The sequence below is a fragment of the Brevundimonas sp. GW822-FHT03E11 genome (assembly GCF_058801445.1).
The window spans coordinates 35,082-53,005 of record NZ_JBXANG010000013.1; the positions used below are offsets into that span (position 1 = coordinate 35,082).

Annotated in this window: 21 protein-coding genes; 2 read left to right on the top strand and 19 right to left on the bottom strand. The window is 69.2% G+C overall.

The genetic code is table 11. From position 1 onward, the window contains the following. Positions 1-40 precede the first annotated feature (40 nt). From ftsH to tolB, 6 genes are all read right to left on the bottom strand, one after another. Entirely contained in the window at positions 41-2,005 is a 1,965-nt protein-coding gene (ftsH, locus tag AC1RKE_RS15445) for an ATP-dependent zinc metalloprotease FtsH (RefSeq protein WP_054764722.1), read from the bottom strand. Between the two features lie 49 nt (positions 2,006-2,054). Continuing rightward, entirely contained in the window at positions 2,055-3,368 is a 1,314-nt protein-coding gene (tilS, locus tag AC1RKE_RS15450) for a tRNA lysidine(34) synthetase TilS (RefSeq protein ID WP_348683030.1), read from the bottom strand. Then, positions 3,359-4,201: a tol-pal system YbgF family protein gene (locus AC1RKE_RS15455; protein ID WP_054764721.1), complete on the bottom strand. Its 843-nt coding sequence runs from the start codon at positions 4,199-4,201 to the stop codon at positions 3,359-3,361. Before AC1RKE_RS15455 ends, tilS begins: the two co-directional genes overlap by 10 nt. A gap of 42 nt (positions 4,202-4,243) precedes the next feature. Further along, a complete protein-coding gene (locus AC1RKE_RS15460; protein WP_054764720.1) occupies positions 4,244-5,353 on the bottom strand; it encodes a DUF3667 domain-containing protein in 1,110 nt (369 codons plus the stop codon). A 113-nt stretch (positions 5,354-5,466) separates the two neighbouring features. Then, on the bottom strand, positions 5,467-6,024 hold the full coding sequence (gene pal / locus AC1RKE_RS15465; RefSeq protein ID WP_152949499.1) for a peptidoglycan-associated lipoprotein Pal: 558 nt from the start codon (positions 6,022-6,024) through the stop codon (positions 5,467-5,469). Between the two features lie 153 nt (positions 6,025-6,177). Beyond that, on the bottom strand, positions 6,178-7,551 hold the full coding sequence (tolB, locus tag AC1RKE_RS15470; protein WP_348683031.1) for a Tol-Pal system beta propeller repeat protein TolB: 1,374 nt from the start codon (positions 7,549-7,551) through the stop codon (positions 6,178-6,180). 144 nt (positions 7,552-7,695) lie between these two features. Between tolB and AC1RKE_RS15475 the strand changes: the two genes are divergently transcribed. Together AC1RKE_RS15475 and AC1RKE_RS15480 are read left to right on the top strand one after the other, a co-directional pair. Next, entirely contained in the window at positions 7,696-7,923 is a 228-nt protein-coding gene (locus tag AC1RKE_RS15475; protein WP_054764717.1) for a hypothetical protein, read from the top strand. Next, positions 7,920-8,357: a TA system VapC family ribonuclease toxin gene (locus AC1RKE_RS15480; RefSeq protein ID WP_054764716.1), complete on the top strand. Its 438-nt coding sequence runs from the start codon at positions 7,920-7,922 to the stop codon at positions 8,355-8,357. The genes AC1RKE_RS15475 and AC1RKE_RS15480 overlap by 4 nt, the downstream gene beginning before the upstream one ends. A gap of 3 nt (positions 8,358-8,360) precedes the next feature. Here the strand turns inward: AC1RKE_RS15480 and AC1RKE_RS15485 are convergent, their stop codons facing one another. The 13 genes from AC1RKE_RS15485 to ruvA form a co-directional block, all read right to left on the bottom strand. Beyond that, on the bottom strand, positions 8,361-9,191 hold the full coding sequence (locus tag AC1RKE_RS15485) for a hypothetical protein (RefSeq protein WP_054764715.1): 831 nt from the start codon (positions 9,189-9,191) through the stop codon (positions 8,361-8,363). Then, on the bottom strand, positions 9,192-9,659 hold the full coding sequence (locus AC1RKE_RS15490) for an ExbD/TolR family protein (protein ID WP_348683033.1): 468 nt from the start codon (positions 9,657-9,659) through the stop codon (positions 9,192-9,194). A 3-nt stretch (positions 9,660-9,662) separates the two neighbouring features. Then, positions 9,663-10,418 carry a protein TolQ gene (gene tolQ, locus AC1RKE_RS15495; RefSeq protein WP_348683034.1) on the bottom strand — a complete coding sequence of 252 codons (756 nt, stop codon included), beginning with the start codon at positions 10,416-10,418 and terminating at the stop codon, positions 9,663-9,665. 126 nt (positions 10,419-10,544) lie between these two features. Continuing rightward, a complete protein-coding gene (locus tag AC1RKE_RS15500; RefSeq protein WP_348683035.1) occupies positions 10,545-11,258 on the bottom strand; it encodes a CPBP family intramembrane glutamic endopeptidase, BDIM_20840 family in 714 nt (237 codons plus the stop codon). 58 nt (positions 11,259-11,316) lie between these two features. Continuing rightward, positions 11,317-12,411, bottom strand: a complete 1,095-nt coding sequence (locus AC1RKE_RS15505; protein WP_348683036.1) for a helix-turn-helix domain-containing protein — start codon at positions 12,409-12,411, stop codon at positions 11,317-11,319. Positions 12,412-12,446: 35 nt separating this feature from the next. Then, positions 12,447-12,878, bottom strand: a complete 432-nt coding sequence (locus AC1RKE_RS15510; RefSeq protein WP_152949492.1) for a hypothetical protein — start codon at positions 12,876-12,878, stop codon at positions 12,447-12,449. 155 nt (positions 12,879-13,033) lie between these two features. Continuing rightward, positions 13,034-13,495 carry a tol-pal system-associated acyl-CoA thioesterase gene (gene ybgC / locus AC1RKE_RS15515; protein ID WP_287395664.1) on the bottom strand — a complete coding sequence of 154 codons (462 nt, stop codon included), beginning with the start codon at positions 13,493-13,495 and terminating at the stop codon, positions 13,034-13,036. Next, positions 13,492-13,881 carry a hypothetical protein gene (locus AC1RKE_RS15520; RefSeq protein WP_287395662.1) on the bottom strand — a complete coding sequence of 130 codons (390 nt, stop codon included), beginning with the start codon at positions 13,879-13,881 and terminating at the stop codon, positions 13,492-13,494. The genes ybgC and AC1RKE_RS15520 overlap by 4 nt, the downstream gene beginning before the upstream one ends. A 3-nt stretch (positions 13,882-13,884) precedes the next feature. Continuing rightward, positions 13,885-15,351, bottom strand: coding sequence for an alpha/beta hydrolase (locus tag AC1RKE_RS15525; protein WP_348683038.1), 1,467 nt, complete (start codon positions 15,349-15,351; stop codon positions 13,885-13,887). A 66-nt stretch (positions 15,352-15,417) separates the two neighbouring features. Then, positions 15,418-15,693, bottom strand: a complete 276-nt coding sequence (locus tag AC1RKE_RS15530; RefSeq protein ID WP_054764706.1) for a BrnA antitoxin family protein — start codon at positions 15,691-15,693, stop codon at positions 15,418-15,420. Continuing rightward, positions 15,686-15,946 (bottom strand): BrnT family toxin, encoded by a 261-nt coding sequence (locus AC1RKE_RS15535; protein ID WP_054764705.1) that lies wholly within the window; start codon positions 15,944-15,946, stop codon positions 15,686-15,688. The genes AC1RKE_RS15530 and AC1RKE_RS15535 overlap by 8 nt, the downstream gene beginning before the upstream one ends. After that, positions 15,943-16,974 (bottom strand): Holliday junction branch migration DNA helicase RuvB, encoded by a 1,032-nt coding sequence (gene ruvB / locus AC1RKE_RS15540; RefSeq protein ID WP_348683040.1) that lies wholly within the window; start codon positions 16,972-16,974, stop codon positions 15,943-15,945. The genes AC1RKE_RS15535 and ruvB overlap by 4 nt, the downstream gene beginning before the upstream one ends. Before the next feature lie 166 nt (positions 16,975-17,140). Beyond that, a complete protein-coding gene (gene ruvA / locus AC1RKE_RS15545; protein ID WP_054766827.1) occupies positions 17,141-17,770 on the bottom strand; it encodes a Holliday junction branch migration protein RuvA in 630 nt (209 codons plus the stop codon). Between the last annotated feature and the right edge of the window lie 154 nt (positions 17,771-17,924).

A 17,924-nucleotide genomic window follows, 5' to 3' on the forward strand; every position in this document is an offset into this window, starting at 1 on the left:
TTCGCAGGCCGCCCCTTCTTCTTTTGTCTGCGCCTGACCCTCAGTGGACCGTCGGCACACTCGTCACGGCGGGCTTTTCGACCGGGATTTCGATCTCGGTCCCATCGGAAACCGGCGTCACCGGCACCGAGACCGAAGGCCCGGCGTTGGGGAAGTTGTTCTCGTCGCGGTTCGGCGCGACCCCCTTCTCCAGCAGGTCCTTGATCTCCTCGCCCGACAGGGTCTCGTACTCCAGCAGGGCCTGGGACAGTTTCTCGTGATGCTCGGCCTTTTCGGTCAGTATCTTGCGCGCCTCGTCCCAGCCCGAGGCGACCAGACGGCGGACCTCCTCGTCGATGGTGCGGGCCGTCTCCTCGGACACGTTTTGGCTGCGCGCGACCGAATGGCCCAGGAAGACCTCCTCCTGGTTCTCGCCATAGGCCACGGTGCCGAGCTTTTCGGAAAAGCCCCAGCGCGTGACCATCGCCCTTGCAAGCTTGGTCGCCTGTTCGATGTCGGACGAGGCGCCGGAGGTGATGTTCTCCTTGCCGAAGATCAGCTCTTCCGCCACCCGACCGCCGGCCATGATGGCGATCCGGTCGATCATCTGCTGGTACTTCATCGAATAACGGTCGCCTTCCGGCAGCTGCATGACCATGCCCAGGGCCCGGCCGCGCGGCACGATGGTGGCCTTGTGCACGGGGTCGGCCATCTTGACGTTCATGGCGACGATGGCGTGACCGGCCTCGTGATAGGCGGTCAGGCGCTTTTCTTCCTCGTTCATCGCCATGGAGCGACGTTCCGAGCCCATCAGCACCTTGTCCTTGGCGTCTTCGAAATCGCGGTGCGTGACCATGCGACGGTCCTTGCGCGCCGCCATCAGGGCCGCCTCATTGACCAGATTGGCCAGGTCGGCGCCCGAGAAGCCGGGCGTGCCGCGCGCGATGGTCTTGACGTTGACGTCGGCGGCCAGGGGCACGTCCTTCATATGCACGCGCAGAATACGCTCGCGCCCCGAGACGTCGGGGTTGGGGACCACCACCTGGCGGTCGAAACGGCCGGGACGCAGCAGGGCGGGGTCCAGGACGTCCGGGCGGTTGGTGGCGGCGATCAGGATGATGTTCTCGGAGGCTTCAAAGCCGTCCATCTCGACCAGCAGCTGGTTCAGCGTCTGTTCGCGCTCGTCATTGCCGCCGCCCAGGCCGGCGCCGCGATGGCGACCGACGGCGTCGATCTCGTCGATGAAGATGATGCAGGGGGCGTTCTTCTTGGCCTGTTCGAACATGTCGCGAACCCGCGACGCGCCGACGCCGACGAACATCTCGACGAAGTCGGAGCCCGAGATGGAGAAGAAGGGCACGCCCGCCTCACCCGCGACCGCACGGGCCAGAAGCGTCTTGCCGGTGCCGGGAGGGCCGACCAGCAGGGCGCCCTTGGGAATCTTGCCGCCCAGGCGCTGGAACTTGCCGGGATCTTTCAGGAATTCGACCACCTCGGTCAGTTCTTCCTTGGCCTCGTCCACGCCGGCGACGTCGTCGAAGGTCTTGCGGCCCTTGTGCTCGGTCAGCAGCTTGGCCTTGGATTTGCCGAAGCCCATGGCCCCGCGCGCCCCGCCCTGCATCTGGCGCATGAAGAAGATCCAGACCCCGACCAGCAGGGCGATGGGCAGGATGCCCATCAACAGGCTCATCCAGATCGACTGGCGCGTGGTCTTGGCGTCGACGTTGACGCCGTTGGCCAGCATGGAGTTGACCAGTTGCTCGTTCGGATAGGGGGTGGTGGCGGAGAAGCGGCCGTCGTTCTTATAGACGCCGGTCACCTGGTCGCCGCGCACGGTGGCTTCCTTGATGTCGCCGGCCTCGACCCGCTGCACCAGCTGGGAATAGGTGATGGTCTCGGGCCGGCCGGCGCCGGGGCCGCCCTGGGCCGCCATGCCGGTCATGGCGCCGCCCTGCGACACCGCCGCATAGACCGCCAGCAGGGCCAGGATGATGACGCCCGTGATCGCCAGATTACGCAGGTTCATTGAGGTCCTCGGTCGTCCGCCGGCGCCCTCTGGCCCGACGGCTGGATTGTCAGTCTCGGAAAATAGGCGCTTCCGCCGCGTTACGCCATGGCGGCGCGATCAGATCGTCCTCATGCGTCGTTTCGCCCAGCGCCAGTCTGAGCCGTTCGGGCGCCAGATCGCGCCACCGCACGGCCGGGCTTGCAAGAACCGGCCCTGTCCCGTCGCGCCGGAACAGCACGGGCTGCGCCCCCCGCGCCGCAGGCGGCAGCCGCCCCAGGGCCGCCCGATCCGACGCGGGCAGCTGCGCCAGACGCCCCCGCGCCGCGCCCACGCGCCAGCCCGGCGCCAGGGTCTCAAAGGCGAACCGGCCGTCCCAGACCGTCTCCCGCCCTGGGACCAGGTCCAGGTCGGCCCGCGCCGCCCGCGCCAGTTCTCCGGCTTCGCGCATCATCAGGACCGTCCGCCCCTCGGCCTCGACCCGCGTGCCGCACAGGACGGCGGCGAAATCCTCGCCGTCGCCCAGTCGCCTGATCAGCCGCTCCAACCTTTCGCCGCGCGGCGGGGTCGATCCGCCCCCGATACAGACCAGGGCCGTCGCCAGGGCGCGGGGGTCGATGTCGCGCCTCGTCTGGGCCAAACCCTCCGCCGAAAAATGCACGCCCACAGCCGCCTCAGCCCTGATCGCGGGCGCGGGCTCGGGCGGAGGAACCGCATCCTGCAAGGACCGCTCGGCCAGCCTCCGCCGCGCCCGGCTGCGGCCGAAACGCGGGTCGGCGTTGGCGGGGTCTTCGATCCAGTCGGCGCCCTGAGCCCTCAGCCAGGCCCGCAGGGTCTCGCGTCGTTCGCCCAGCAGGGGCCGCAGCAGCATCAGCCCCCGCCCCTCGGGCCAGGCCGGCGAGGGCGCCCATTCGCGCACCCGCCCCAGGGTCGAGCCCTCGGCCCGCATCAGATCGGCCTCGGCTGCGTCGTCGGCGGTGTGGGCCATCAGCACGACCCGCGCCCCGGCGGCCCGCGCGGCCTCGGCGATCAGCCGGTGCCGGGCCGCCCGCGCCGCCGCCGTCAGGCCCGCAACAGGCTTGTCCCCGGTCCAGACCAGACCCCGCCAGGCGCAGCCCGCAGCCTGGGCCGCCTCGCCCGCGAACCGGGTCCAGGCGGGGCTGTCGGGATTCAGTCCGTGATCCACCGTCAGGGCCAGAACCGGCCGGCCCCGCGTCTGGGCCCAGGCCGCCGTCATCCGCATCAGGGCGATGGAATCCCCGCCCCCGGACAGGGCCAGGGCGACGGGTCGGTCGTCATCGACCGTCAACCGATCATCCAGCCGCGCAAACAGCCGGGACTGGAGCCCCCCAGTCCGGCCGCCCGGCGCGACCGTCAGCTGCACCCGCCGGCGGTCTTCATCTGGGCGGCGCGGGCCTTTTGCGGATCCGAGGCCGAGGGGGCGTAGCGGCGCGTGAACTCCGCCAGGGCCGCACAACCCTGCGTCTTGCGGTCGGTGGCGAACAGGGCGTCGGCCAGTTTCAGCGTCGTATCGGCCGCCCAGCCGATGCGCGGCCAGTCCTTCAGGGCCGCCGCGTAGAAGGCCACGGCCCCCGCCTTGTCATTGGCCGAGACGCGGATGTCGCCCAGGCGGGAGTTGGCCTCGCGCGCCTGGGGGGTGTCGGGCCAGGTCACGACCACCGTCTCCAGCGCCCGCGCGCCGCGCGCCCGGTCCTCGCCCATCAGCCGCACGGCCGCCGCCAGGTCCTGCCCGGCGTCGCCGGTCGGCGAATTGGCCTCGATCGGGGCGTTCAGCTCGGCCGCCCGCTCCAGCTTCTCGATCCGGCCCTCGGCGTCCACGATCCGGGTTCTCAGCGCCGCATTGTCGCGCTGGGCCTCGTCCAGCTGGAAGGTCAGCCGTTCGTTGTCGCCGTTGATCCGGCGCACCGTGGCCTCCAGGTCCTCCAGCCTCTGGCTCAACAGGCCGAACTGGCCCTGGAGGGTGACCACCTCGGGGTCGGGCTCGACCAGCACCGGCTGACCGGCGGCGTTCCTCTGGGTCAGGGCGCGTTCCAGCCGACGCACATTGCGGTCCAGCTGGTCCAGCCGGCGCTTGTCCCATTCAATGGGCTGCATGATGTTGGGCGCGGCCTGCTGGGCGACGGCGACGCCGCCCCCGGCCAGAACCAGGCCGACGGCCGTCAGGGCCAGGAGACGGGGGAAGGACAGCTTGATCATGGCTTCTAGCTTTCACCGATTTGGGGCCGCCGCAAGGCGGACCTAATGACCCAGACCCAGATAGACGATGGCCGTGACGAACAGGCCGATGACGATGTTGCAGAAGAACAGCAGGGCCGCCGTCCGCCACAGGGCCGAAAAGATCGACAGACCATAGGCGCCCTTCAACTGGGCGAACATATGCGCCGGTATGACCGCCAGCCCGATCAGGCCGACGAAGCCGCCCAGGACGCCGTTGATCGTCCCGGCCAGGACCATGACCATCAGCAGCAGGGCCATGAAGGTCAGGGAATACAGGATGAAGACGCCGTGGTCGTACAGGGTGAAGCCCCGTTTCCACAGGAACAGCAGGGCCACGAACGGCAGGGAGAAGGGCACCAGCAGGAAGGCGAACTTATAGAGGGTCTGCTGCAGCTTATAGAGGGCCAGGTCCGGGTTCTGGAGCTTCTTCAGCAGCACGGCGCCCAGGCCGTGGCCCTTGACCTTGCCGTCGGCGGCCAAGTCCTTGACCTGGGCCTGCCAGGTGCCGGGGGCCAGGCCGTCGGACCGGCCGTCGCGCAGCTCGGTCTCCAGCCGGTTCAGCGACTGGCGGCGGTTCTCCACCACCCCCTCGGCGGTCTTCAGGGTCTGGGCGGCGATCGGACTGTCGTTCACTTCGGGGTCGGCGCGCAGTTCGGCGACGGTCTTTTCCGCCTCGACCAGACCCAGCCGCTGTTCGGCGACCTCGGCCTGGAGACGGGCGGTGCGTTCCGCCTCACCCTCATGCGCCCCCGGCTGGGGCATGAAGCTGAGGGCGAAGAACATGATGAAGAGGGTGCACAGAAAGATCGCCAGGGGCGAGACATAGCGGGTGCGTTTGCCCTGAACCCATTCGCGCGTGAGACGGCCGGGGTTCAAGGCCAACAGCGGCAGGGTGCGCCAGACCCGGGCGTCGAAATGCATGACGCCGTGCAGCAGCTCCTCGCCCAGATGCAGCAAGGTGCGGTGGACATGGGTCGGCTGGCCGCAGTGGGCGCAGAAGTTTCCGCTGGTCTCGGCCCCGCAGTCCGAACAGACGCCGTAGCCGGCCTCGCCCGCCTGGCCCGCCGGTTTCTCGATCGCCCCCGCGATCAGCCCGCCGGTGATGGCCCCGCCGGCTCCTTCGATATCCACGCCCTTGATCCCCCGTCGTCTTGCGAAGGCCACCTTGCGGAGGGCGGGCGGAAAAGAAAAGAGGCGCCGGCCTTCGCCGACGCCTCTCCGGTCTCGATTTCGGCTCTCGCCCCTTAGCGCGCGGCGCCCGAGACGATGGCGGTGTGGGCGTTGCGGTTGCGGGCCCAGGCCTCTTCGTTCGAGCCTTCGGCGATCGGGCGCTCCTTGCCGAAGCTGATGGTGTCGATCCGGCCGGCGGGCACGCCGCGATTGATCAGATAGGTGCGGACGGCCTCGGCGCGGCGGGCGCCCAGGGCCAGGTTGTATTCGCGGGTGCCGCGTTCGTCGGCGTTGCCCTCGATCCGCACCGTGACCGACGGATAGCGTTGCAGCCACTGGGCCTGGGCGTCCAGGCGCGGCATGGCCTCGGGCCGGACCTCATAGGAATCCAGGTCGAAATAGATGCGGTCGCCGACATTGACGACGAAGTCCTGTTCCGTGCCGGGGGCGGCGGCGCCCATATTGCCGCCGGACACCGGGCCGGTCGGGGCGGTCGGATAGGCCGGGCCGGTCGGGGCGGTGGTCGCGGGTTCGGTCGGCACGACGCCCTCGACCGGCTTGCGGGCGCAGGCGGCCATGGCGGCGACGGCGCAGCCGACCATGGCCACGGTCATGATGCGGGATTTTTTCATCGGGTCGTCTCCTGAAGGATTATGAGGACGGCGGCCTCAAGCTTGGCCTTAAGTTCTGCCCTTGGCGGATTTTGGGCGCCAGGGGCGATAACGCAGTGTTGAGCCGAATGGCTCCGTCTGACGGCGAACAGCGTCACGCGACGGCGCCCGACCTCAGGCTGGGCAGCTGTCGGGGCCCTGGCCGAAGCCCAGGTTCGACGGCGGCGCGTCCAGCAGCGGCGACCAGGCCGGGTCGGTGCCGCGGCCGTTGTAGCCCGCCTGGGCCACCACCCGGCCCGACAGGTCCACCGTCCACAACCGGGTGTCCCCGCCCCGCGTCTGGCGGGCGAACATCACATAGCGGCCGTTGGGCGCCCAGTTGGGGCCTTCTTCGAAATAGCTGGACGACAGGATGCGCTCGCCCGAGCCGTCAGAGTTCATCACCCCGGTGGAGAACCGGCCGCCCGACTGTTTGGTGAAGGCGATCAGGTCGCCGGTCGGGCTCCAGGACGGCGCCGTATAGACGCCGCCGCCGCGCGAGATCGGCCGCTGGCCCGAGCCGTCGGCCCGCATGACATAGAGGCGCGCCGTCCCCGACCGGTCCGAGTTGAACACGATCTGGCTGCCGTCCGGGCTGAAGGAGGGCGAGGTGTCGATGCCGGGGTCCGACGTCAGGCGCGACAGCTGGCGGCTGCGCAGGTCCATCACATAGATGTCGGTATTGCCGCCCCGGATGATCGAAAAGGCGATCTTGTTGCCGTCGTTGGAGAAGCGCGGGGCCAGCACCTGGCCGTCGAACTGACCCAGGCTTTCCCGCCGTCCGGTCGTCAGATTGTACAGATAGATCCGGCTGTAGTCCTTGCCCAGCGCCACATAGGTGATCTCGTCCGGCTGGGAGGCCGAAAAGCGCGGCGACATGATCACCTCGTCGCCCTGGGTCAGATAGACGGGGTTGAACCCGTCCTGGTCGGCGATGGTCAGGCGGTTGATCCGGTTCAGCTGCGTCCCCTCTTCGGAGACGAAGATGACGCGGGAATCGAAGAAGCCGGCCTCGCCCGTCATCCGCTGATAGATGACGTCGGAAATCTTGTGCGCGATCCGGCGCCACTGTTCGGCCGTGGCGGTGAACTGATAGCTGACCAGCTGGCACTGACGGTACGGATCATAGAGGCGAAAGCCCACGTCCACCCGATTGTCGGCCCGCGGCGTCACCGCCCCATACAGCACCGCCTGGGCGCCGATCTGGGTCCACTGGGGGAAGTTGGGCGCATTGGCCAGGGTCAGGCCGGTCTCGATGAAACCGGCCGGATTCAACGGCTCGAAGAAGCCCGACCGTTTCAGATTGCCGCTGATCACGCTGGAAATGTCGGCGCCGTGGTCGCCGCTGAAGGGCACGATGGCGATCTGGAGCGGGCGCAGCACCCCCTGGTCGATCTCGACGTCGACGGGCTGGCTCTGCTGGGGCGCGGCTGCGACGTTCTGGGCCTGGGCGGAAGAGACGGTCGTCGCCACGGCGGCGACCGAGGCCAGAAGAAGGTTCAGACGCATCAAATGCTCCCGTAAATCTCGAAAGATCGCCGACCTTATCGCCGGTTCGTATGACAATCGCCAGCTTCTCACGGCGAATGGGGCGACTTTGAGGAGGCGCGCCTCACATTGATGCGTGATGCGTGATGCATTATCTTCGGCGGCATGCGCACCACCCTCGCCATAGACGACGACGTGCTGAATGCGGCTCGCGCCCTTGCCGCCCACCAGGACCGCACGGTGGGTGAGGTGATGTCTGAACTCGCTCGTCAGGCGCTGCAAAAGCGTGAGAGCACGGTGCGCTTCCGCAACGGGGTTCCTCTTCTGCCAGATCGGCCTGGGCCCATGGTCACGCTGGAAGACGTCAACGCCCTGCGTGACGAGCTGCCTTGACCTATCTGTTGGACGTGAACGTGCTGATCGCCCTCGTCGATCCTCGCCACGTCTTTCACCATCCTGCCAATACCTGGTTCCAACGCGAAGCCGCTCCGTCCTGGGCCACCTGTCCGATAACCGAGAACGGTTTGGTCCGCATCGTCGGCAGCAGCCGCTATCGCAATCCGGTCGGCCCGCCTTCCGATGTCGTTCGGATTCTCGCTCTGCTGCGAGACATGGCTGGTCACGTCTTTTGGCCGGATGCCGTCAGCCTGGCCGACGAACGCCTGTTCGAGCCCTCGGCCCTGACCAAGCCGGAACAGATCACCGACGCCTATCTCCTGGCTCTGGCGGTCTCGAACGGGGGCCGGCTTGCGACCTTCGATCGCCGACTGTCCCCAGACGCCGTCAAAGGCGGACGATCGGCCCTTCACCTGATCACGGACACCTGAGCCTCACCGGTTCCGGCAGGCCCGTTCGGTGTTGAAGGTCGGGCGATAGGCGCCGCCGGGAAAGCCCTGGGGCACGTCGAAGGGGGCGGTCTGGCGCAGGGCCCGCAGCGCCCCGTCCGCCGCCGCCCGATAGACCGAGGACGACTGCGGATTGACCAGGGTCGGGCCGCGCGTGATCCGCCCGTCGGCCGACAGGGTCAGTTCGACCTGAATGCGCAGCTGGTCCGCCCCGGGGATGTCGCAGGGCAGAATCCAGTTCGGATAGACCTGGTTGAAGATGGCCGTGACCTGCGGCCCCGTGGCCTGGGAGGCGGTTCCCGACCCTTGCTGGCCGGTCGCCGGGCGGCCGCGATTGTTGGTCGGGCGGGTCGGTCCGGCCAGGGCGTCCAGGTCCAGGCTCGGCTCCTCGCGCTTCGGCGCCGGTCGGGTCGGGGTCGGCGGGGTCGGTCGCGGCGGCGTCGGCCGGGCCTTTTCCGGCGTCGGGGGCGCAGGCCGCGGGGGGGTCGGCCGGGGCGTCGGGGTCGGCGTGGGCTTGGGCGCGGGTCTCAATGCGGGCGCAGGCGTTGGCGGCGGCGGGGTCGGCTCAGGGACCGGCGGGGTCGGCTCTTCCGGCGCGCTGACCGGGGCGGTGGCGGCGTCGTCAGGCGAGGGCTCGGGCTGCGGATTGTCGGCGGCCGCCGCCGCAATCACCGTCTCGGACACGATCGACACCGGCACCGAATTCACCAGCGGCGGCGCCTCCTCGGCCTTCTGCGAAAACGACACGAAGGCGAGCGCGACCACCCCCGCGTGCAGGGCGATGGAGCCGAGGATCGCGGGGCTCGGACGGCGCAATCAGGCCTCCGGGGCCGTGTCGGTGATCAGGTTCAGCTTGGTGAAGCCCGAGGCGCTCAGCCGCGCCATCACCCGCGCCACCGCCTGATAGGGCGCCCGGCCGTCGGCCCGCACGAAGACCGGCCGCTCGGACGCCTTGTCCGACCCGCCCGCCTCGGTCAGCAGCCGCACCGCCAGATCGTCGAACGCCGTCTCGTTCTCGCCGATGAAGATGGCGCCCTTCTGGTCGATGCTGACCGACAGGGGTTCGTTGTCCGTATCGACCGCGCTGGCCTCGGTCTTGGGCAGCTCGACCGGCACGCCCACGGTCAGAAGCGGCGCCGAGATCATGAAGATGATCAGCAGCACCAGCATCACGTCCACCAGGGGCGTGACGTTGATCTCGGTCAGGGGGCCTTTTCGCCCCCGCCGTCCGCGACGCGACCCGCCGCCGCTCGAACCGCCGCCCCCACCGCCATTAAGGGCCATGGCTCAGACGCCCCGCTTCAGGTTCAGGCCAGAGGCGGGCTCGACCGGCGGCGGCGGCGGGGCGGACGGAGCCCCCAGCCGCCGCGCCACCGCCGCCTGCAGATCGTCGGCGAAGGCTTCCAGCCGGCCGGTGAACTTGCCCGCGTCGATCGAGAACTTGTTGTAGGCGATATAGGCGGGAATGGCCGCGCCCAGGCCGATGGCCGTGGCGAACAGGGCCTCGGCGATGGCCGGCGCCACCGTGGTCAGATTGGTGTTGCCCGCCGCCGCAATATCGCCGAAGGCGTTCATAATGCCCCAGACCGTGCCGAACAGGCCGATGAAGGGCGAGGCCGTCGCCACGACCGACAGCACGCCCAGGCCGTTTTCGATCCTCTGGCCCTCGCGCTGGATCAGGCTGTTCATGGCCCGGTCGATCCGGGTCATCAGCAGGTCGCCCTGGTGTTCGTTCAGCGCCCCCTTCTGACGCGCCTCGCGCCAGTCGGACAGGGCGATCACCAGCATGCGCGGCAGGGCGTGTTCCGGCTGCGGTCCCGCCTGGGCCGCGACGTCCTCCAGCGACCGGCCCGACTGCACCGCCTTGTCGAAGTCGTCGGCCTGGCGGTTCAGGGCGGTGAAGCGGAAGGCCTTGTCGATGATGATGGTCCAGGACCACAGCGAGGCCAGCGCCAGCCCCACCATCACCGACTTCACCACCCAGTGGGCGGTCATGAACAGCTCGACGGGATTCATCATCGAGGCGTCGACGGGCGTAGTCATTCAGGCGCTCCGGGCGAGATCAGGATCGGTCACGTCCCCTCTTCGAGCGAGCGGGCGTGACCATTGTGTGGCGTCCCGCCCGTTTAGCCGCCCCGCGCGCCGCCGTCACCAGAAAGGCGCGCCCCGTCAGAGGAACAGGGACACGGCGTTTCCGAAATTGTGCAGCAGGACAGGCGCCAGCAGGCTTGCGGTCCGCAGACGCAGCCAGACGGCGATGAAGGCGGGCAGGGCGGTCATCGCCATCGTCAGCGGATCGAAGGAAAAGCTCCCCTTCGAAAAGCCGAAGGCGTGCGCCAGGCCGAACAACAGGCACGACAGAACCGCCCCCCAGCTCCAATCCACGCCCAGGACGCGCTTGGTCCCGGTGAAGGCCTGGCAAAGCGCCAGCAACAGCACGCCGCGATAGAAGGGCTCCTCCTCCAGGCCCGGCATCGTCAGCTGGAAGGCGATCTCTTCGCCCGTGGCCCTCTCCCCCGAAAAGGCCAGGGCCAGGACCAGGAAGAAGGCGCAATAGAGCAGGCCGACCGGCAGGGCCGCTTTCAGACTGCCCGGCGCCTGGACCAGGGTCAGGCCGCTGCGGCGCCGGCCGAAGCCGGGGCAGGCCGCGATCGCCAGGGTGGCGGCTAGGGCCAATATCTTGCCCTGCCAGTTCCACGACCCGCCGATCACATCGGGCAAGAGGCCGTAGAGATTGGTGAGCAGGGCGTCGTTCACCGCCACCAGCCCGGCCGCGATCAGCAGCCACCGAAACGAAAAGCCGCGCCGGTCCATCAAGCCGATCGCGGTCCCCAGCCCCAGCAGAAGCGCCAGAACCCCCGCCAAACCGATCAATCCGTTCACTTTAGTCCCCTTGTGTCAGACCCGCCCGCACTAGGGCCCCAGGGACGGCGCCGTCTCCTCAGAACCCGGCTTTCGGCTCCTCAGAACCTGCCTTTGTCGAGAAGGCGGCGCGGGCGGTCGCCCTGTAGCGGCTCGGAGCGCAGCCCTCGACCGCGCGGAAGGCCCGGTTGAAACTGGCCAGGGAGGCGAAGCCGCTGTCCAGGGCGACGGCGATCAGCTTGTCTTCGGCGTGCGACGGCGCGCTCAGCCGCCGCCGCGCCTCGGCCACCCGATAATGGTTCAGGAAGCTGCGGAAATGGTCATGGCCCAGTTCGTGGTTGATCAGGGTCCGCACGGCCCGCTCCGACGCCCCCATGCGGGCCACAAAGGCGGCGAAGGTCAGTTCGGGATCCAGAAAGACCCGTTCGCCCTCCATCAGATCGGTCAGACGGCGATGAAGGGCCGCATCCCTCACCCCCGGGTCGGGCGCTTCGGCCGGCGTCCGCTCGGCGTTCGTCACGAAGGTCAGGGCCTCGGGCCGCACGGTCAGCAGCCGCCCGGCCAGCCAAAGGCCGAAGATCAGGATCATCAGATTTTGGCTCAGGGCGAAGGCCAGCGGCCGCCAGTCGAAGCCGAACAGCAGGTCGGCCGACAGATCGACGAACAACATCCCGCCCAGCCCGACTGCGGTCAGGACGCGGGCGTCGTGCCTCTGCTGGATCAGGTCGTCCTCCCGTTCGGCCAGAAGCCGCCAGACCAGATGGCCGACGATGGCGAACCCCAGCGGCAACAGCAGCCGCGACCATTCCCACTGTCCCAGGGCCGCACCGAACAGGCCCCGATCCAGGGCGGCGATCAGCCCCCAGATCAAGCCGACCACAAGGACCGGCCCCCGCACCCGGAACCGCCGGTCGAAACATGACAGACAGAACCACCACAGGAAGATGACCGTAAAGCCGCTCAGCACCCGAGCTGCGGCGCCGACCGGTCCGTCGGGTTTGAGCGTCAGGGGCGTATTGCCCAGAACGAAGCCCGTCAGACACAGGGCCAGGGGCGCCAACAGCAGGGCGGGCAGCCCGATCCGCCGCCATTGCCGCAGCAGCAGGGCGGCGGACAAAAGCAGGGTCGCCGCCGCCCCGGCCCGGACGGCGACGTCCAACTGGTCGATGATCATGGCCTTGCCTTGGGCCGATCGCTCGCCTCAGCGCCTCACTCGGCGCTCGGCCGCCGGTTCGGATCGACAGCGACCGACACGGGGGCGCCGACGCTGATGATGACGCCCTCGTGGCCTTCCTTGGCGATGGAATAGGTGGCGGCGTCCTTCAGCAGTTGCTCTTCGCACTGGCGGTCGCCCGGACGGCCCAGGGCCTCGCAGCCGCGCTTGGCCGCATCGGTCCAGCCCAGGACCCGGCGCGTCGCCGCCTCGGCCCGTTTGATCGCCGCCTCGTCTTCTGCGGCGGCCTGGGCGATCAGGGCCTGACGCGCCCCCTGCTGATATTGCAGCTCGGCCTGGCCCGCCATCTTGCGCTCCCAGACCTTGTAATAGGGACAGCCGACCAGACCGCCGCCGACCAGCAGCGCCGCCAGCAGCAGCACGGTGAGCGTAGCCCCCGTCGTAATCTTGTAGGTTTCCCCGGCCATCCTGCACCCGATCTCTATCCGCTCATCCCGGCGAAAGCCGGGACCCAGATCTTTGGGCGCAAATCGCCCGAAATCAAAGCCCGGCCGTCATTCCACGCGCTGTCGATGCGAAAGCCCTGGGTCCCGGCTTTCGCCGGGATGAGCGGAGGAATGATTCAGCTTCCTTTCGCCAGCCACGGCGTCACCTTTTCGACCAGCCCCTTCGTTGGGCGACGCGGCCGGCCGTCCAGATGGATGCAGACCGCCGTCACCTCGGCCCGGCACAGCACCTCGCCCCCGCGCTCCACCGTCTGTCGAATGATCAGCCGCGGCCCCCGGATCGCCTCATACTGGGTCCGCACCACCAGGGCGTCGTCGATCCGCGCCGGCTTCAGATAGCGGATGTTCAGCTCGGCCACGACGAAGGCCAGGGGTTGATCCTCCTCCAGCAGGTCGGCGTGCCCCACCCCGACGGCGCGCAGAAAGTCGGACCGGCCCCGCTCGAAATAGCGGACGTAGTTGGCGTGATAGACCAGGCCGGTGAAGTCGGTGTCTTCATAATAGACCCGCACCGGCAGCAGGTGGTCGCGCCCGTCGAAACGGCCGGCCGTCGGAAGGTCGCTGGGAAGATCGGTCATGTCCCCAGCCTAACGCTGGGCGGCGGCGTCAGGAAGCCGGGGCAATAGCGTTCGCGCATCTCGCGGAACTCGGTCGGCAGGGGATCGTCGCTGAACAGGATGCGGTTGGGCACGGAGATGAAGCCCACCGCCGCCCCGCCCCTGGACCGGCCCACATAGCCGCAGACGGCCCGCTTCTCGCCCGCCTCGGCGTAGCGCAGCTCGGCGCCGGGGCCCAGCTGTTCGCCGATCTGGCGCACGACCCGATGCGACGGCGTCTCGGGCGGCGCGATCCGCGACCGGTGGCTCATCATCCACAGCCCCGCCCCGGCCGCCGTCAGCGCCGCCGCAACGAACAGGGCGGCGACCGCGCGGGGAGCGGATGGAAAGACCCAGGCCCGTCTCATGCCTCAGCCCGCCGTCGCGGCCTCGATGAAGTTCAGCGGCGTGTCCGCCGGCGGCAGGCAGCTGCGATCCACCGGCGCCGACGGATCGCGCAGGAAGTCGCGCGCCATCTTGCGGGTGCAGGGGCTGGCGTTGATGACGCCGTGGGTCGCATTGGTCACGATCACCACCTGGCTGTTCACATAGCCCTTGGCCGCCGCCTCGGTCAGGGGCGGCGGGCAGCCGGGATCGATCTCGGCGGCGACGAACAGGGTCGGGACGTCGGTCTTGACCGGCAGGTTCTCGATCGGGAGCGCGGGCCGTTCGCCCACCGCCGCACAGACGTCGAACAGCCGCGACAGCGACGGGACCAGCACCTCGGCGACGGGATCGCCCGCGGCGCCCGCCGCCAGCCGCGCCTTGGATTCGAACGGCAGTTCTTCCTTGCACAGATGGGCCATGTGCTGACCCTCGAAATAATAGGTCCGGTCCTCGGCGATCTCGGCGACCGGGCTCAGGTCTCCGGCGATGATCTTCTCCAGATCGGCCGGCAGGCTGCGCACGCCCCGCGCGCTGTAGGTGGTGTCCATCAGAAAGGCCGACAGGTCGTCGACGGTGAAGGTCTTACCGTCCTTGCCCGTCACGGGGCCGGCCAGCCATTTGCGCGCCTCGGCCTCGAACCGCGCCTGAAGGTCCGGATGGCGCGCCGCGCAGTCCGCCTGGGCCTGGCATTTGCCCAGGATGATCTTGACCGCCGTCGATACCTGTTCCGGGGTTCCAACCGCCCAGTTGCCCTCGGGCGGCCAGGGGCTGTCCATCACGGCGGCGCGGACGATCTGGGGCTGGTGGGTGATGACCGCCGCCTCGATGCGCGGGCCGTAGGAGCCGCCCCACAGGTCGATCTTCGACAGGCCCAGGGCCTGGACCATGTCCTTCACATCGGCGGCGGTGGCGGCGGCGTTGTACTGGTTCAGGTCGATCCCTTGGGCCTGATAGCCCTTCAGACAGGCGATCAGCCCGTCGCGATCCGCATCCGACGGCGGCCCCGCATCGGTCAGCTGCACCCCTGGACAGTCCATCGACGGGGCGCCGGCGCCGCCGCCACGCTGATCGAACAGGATCACGTCCTGATCCACCGCAAAGGCTTCCGGATTGCGACGCAGGGCCGTCAGCATCCGCCCGGCCCCGCCGACCATGGCCCCGCCCGGCCCGCCGTGGAACATCACCACCGTCGGCAGGGCCTGACCCGAGGCGTCCTTGTATGGGGCGCTGGCCTTGATGATGACCAGGGCCAGGTCGATGCGCCGGTCCCTGACCGTGCCGTCGCGCGCCTCGTCCACCGTCAGGGTCCCGCACCTCACCTGGCGCACCTCGGTCGGCCATTCGGCCGGACAGGCCTTTTCGGTGAAGACGGGGGCGGCTGCTTTCGCAGGCGGCGCCAGACTGGTCAGGCCGGCCGCAAACGCCACTAAGGCCAGGGTGCGCAGGATCATGGGTCGAGGGCTCCGGTTCGTCCCAGCAAACCCCCGCCCGCCTCGCTTGGCAACGCCTATCGACGATCAGGCCGCGTGTTTCTTGCGCGCCGCCTCGGTCAGGGTCTGGGCCATCCGCTCCTTCCAGTCTTCGCCCTCTTCGGCGAAGGCGCGAATGGTGTCGGCAGGCAGTTTCAGACCGACTTCGCGCTCGGCGACGATCTGGGCGTAAAGCTCAGGCAAGGCTTCCCGCAAAGGCCGCGCCCTGGCGAAATCCTCATCCGTCCACTCCGGATTCTGGGGATCGTCGATCTCGCCATCCTCATAGTCGTTCGGATCGAGGCTGAATTCGGGATCAGCCATAGCGTCGGACCTCCTTGACGTTCGCGCGCCGCAGACTGATGGCCCTTATTACGCCGTCGCGGACGGTGAAGGCCAGCATATGCAGCCGTCCGTCCAACATACCATAGGCGCGCCAGCGTGGCTCGCCGTAATCCTGACGGTCATCCACCAGCACATAAGCGGTGCGGAGATCGATTTCGCTGGCGCGCGCCAAAGACAGCCCGTGTTTCTCGCGGTTGATCCCATCCTTGCCCGGATCGAAGGCGATCGTCATTCAAACAGGTCGCCCGGCACGGGTCCGACGGCGGGTTGCGCCGGCGGGGTCAGCCCCAGATGCGCATAGGCCTTGGCGCAGGCCATGCGGCCGCGCGGGGTGCGCATGATGAAGCCCTGTTGCAGCAGATAGGGTTCGATCACGTCCTCGACCGCGTCGCGCGCCTCGGCGATGGCCGCCGCCAGAGTGTCCATCCCCACCGGGCCGCCGCCGTAGTTTTCGATCAGGGCCTTCAGGAACCGCCGGTCCAGACTGTCCAGCCCGGCCTCGTCCACCTCCAGCCGCGCCAGGGCCCGCGCCGCCACCAGCTTCGAGATGGTCTCCGCCCCTTCGGCCGAGGCGAAGTCGCGCACCCGGCGCAGCAGCCGCCCTGCGATCCGGGGCGTGCCCCGCGCGCGAGAGGCGATCTCGCGCGCCCCGCCCTCGTCGATCCCGGCGCCCATCTTGCGCGCCGTGCCGCGCACCACCGCCGTCAGTTCGTCAGGCGTATAGAACTCGAGCCGCAGCGGAATCCCGAACCGGTCCCGCAGCGGCGTGGCCAGGAGGCCCGCCCGGGTCGTGGCCCCCACCAGGGTGAAGGGCGCCAGGTCGATCCGCACCGACCGCGCCGACGGCCCTTCGCCGATGATCAGGTCCAGCACATGGTCCTCCATGGCCGGATACAGGATCTCCTCGACCTGAGGGCTTAAGCGGTGGATTTCGTCGATGAACAGGACGTCGCGCGGCTCCAGATTGGTCAGGATCGCCGCCAGGTCGCCCGCCTTGGCCAGGATCGGTCCGGACGTGGCCCGGAAGCCCACCCCCAGCTCGCGCGCCACGATCTGCGCCAAAGTCGTCTTGCCCAGACCGGGCGGGCCGAACAGCAGCACATGATCCAGGGCCTCGGCCCGGCCGCGCGCGGCGTCGATGAAGACCTTCAGATTGCCCTTGGCCTGAGACTGACCGACGAACTCCGCCAGGGTCTGCGGCCGCAGGGCGCGATCATAGGCTTCGCCCGTTTCGGCCTCGGGGGAGATGATGCGGGTCATGGTCGACCTGGGTGGCGAGCGGCGGCGAAGTGGCGAGTGGCGAGTGGCGAGTGGCGAGAAAGCCGCCCCGCTTTCGGCCCATCATCGGCAAAAGCGGCGTACAGTCCGGTGAGGCCACACGACAGCGCTCGCCACCCGCCACTCGCCACTCGCCACTCCCTTCCAATCACCGCCCCAGCTCCTGCAGGGCCGCGCGGATCACCGCCGACAGTTCGGCCTCTTCGCCCAAACGGATCAACGCCTGATCCACGGCGCGGCGCGCATTGACCTCGGCGACGCCCAGCCCGAGCAGGGCGGACACGGCCTCGCCGGTGATGGACGGAACCGGCGGTGCGATCTCGACGTGCATGCCGGGTGCGGCCGGCGCAAAGCTGACGTCGCCCACTATACTGCTTAGGGGCTTGCCCTTCAGCTCGGTGACGATCCGCAGCGCCAGTTTCGGCCCCACGCCGTTGGCCCGCGCCACCGCCGCCTTGTCTTCGCGCGCCACAGCCGACGCCAGTTCGCCGGGCGGCAACACGTCCAGCACCGCCAGGGCCGCCTTGGGCCCCACGCCCTGAATGGCCAGCAGGGTCGTGAAGGCCCGCCGCTCGTCGCGGGTCAGGAATCCGTACAGGCGCGGGCCCGCGTCCTCGCTCCACTGCGAATGGACATGCAGGGTCGTCTCGTCCCCCGGCGCCGGCAGCCGGCCCAGGGTCCGCGCCCCGCACGACACTACATAGCCCACCCCGCCGCAGTCGATCAGGCAGTCCGCCTCCCCGACCTCGGCCAGCACCCCTCTCAGACGTCCGATCACGACCAATCCTCCCCCGTTGGGGGAGGGGGACCGGGAAGCGGTGGAGGGGGCTTGCCCCAGACACCCTGTTCGCGGCAGGGGGGGGGGGGGGGGGGGGGGGGGGGGGGGGGGGGGGGGGGGGGGGGGGGGGGGGGGGGGGGGGGGGGGGGGGGGG

Bases quoted from the DNA above. Each gene is read 5' to 3' on its own strand.
- ftsH (WP_054764722.1), bottom strand. From the start codon at position 2,005: ATGAACCTGCGTAATCTGGCGATCACGGGCGTCATCATCCTGGCCCTG.
- AC1RKE_RS15455 (WP_054764721.1), bottom strand. From the start codon at position 4,201: ATGATCAAGCTGTCCTTCCCCCGTCTCCTGGCCCTGACGGCCGTCGGC.
- pal (WP_152949499.1), bottom strand. From the start codon at position 6,024: ATGAAAAAATCCCGCATCATGACCGTGGCCATGGTCGGCTGCGCCGTC.
- tolB (WP_348683031.1), bottom strand. From the start codon at position 7,551: ATGCGTCTGAACCTTCTTCTGGCCTCGGTCGCCGCCGTGGCGACGACC.
- AC1RKE_RS15475 (WP_054764717.1), top strand. From the start codon at position 7,696: ATGCGCACCACCCTCGCCATAGACGACGACGTGCTGAATGCGGCTCGC.
- AC1RKE_RS15490 (WP_348683033.1), bottom strand. From the start codon at position 9,659: ATGGCCCTTAATGGCGGTGGGGGCGGCGGTTCGAGCGGCGGCGGGTCG.
- tolQ (WP_348683034.1), bottom strand. From the start codon at position 10,418: ATGACTACGCCCGTCGACGCCTCGATGATGAATCCCGTCGAGCTGTTC.
- AC1RKE_RS15505 (WP_348683036.1), bottom strand. From the start codon at position 12,411: ATGATCATCGACCAGTTGGACGTCGCCGTCCGGGCCGGGGCGGCGGCG.
- AC1RKE_RS15510 (WP_152949492.1), bottom strand. From the start codon at position 12,878: ATGGCCGGGGAAACCTACAAGATTACGACGGGGGCTACGCTCACCGTG.
- ybgC (WP_287395664.1), bottom strand. From the start codon at position 13,495: ATGACCGATCTTCCCAGCGACCTTCCGACGGCCGGCCGTTTCGACGGG.
- AC1RKE_RS15520 (WP_287395662.1), bottom strand. From the start codon at position 13,881: ATGAGACGGGCCTGGGTCTTTCCATCCGCTCCCCGCGCGGTCGCCGCC.
- AC1RKE_RS15525 (WP_348683038.1), bottom strand. From the start codon at position 15,351: ATGATCCTGCGCACCCTGGCCTTAGTGGCGTTTGCGGCCGGCCTGACC.
- AC1RKE_RS15530 (WP_054764706.1), bottom strand. From the start codon at position 15,693: ATGGCTGATCCCGAATTCAGCCTCGATCCGAACGACTATGAGGATGGC.
- AC1RKE_RS15535 (WP_054764705.1), bottom strand. From the start codon at position 15,946: ATGACGATCGCCTTCGATCCGGGCAAGGATGGGATCAACCGCGAGAAA.
- ruvB (WP_348683040.1), bottom strand. From the start codon at position 16,974: ATGACCCGCATCATCTCCCCCGAGGCCGAAACGGGCGAAGCCTATGAT.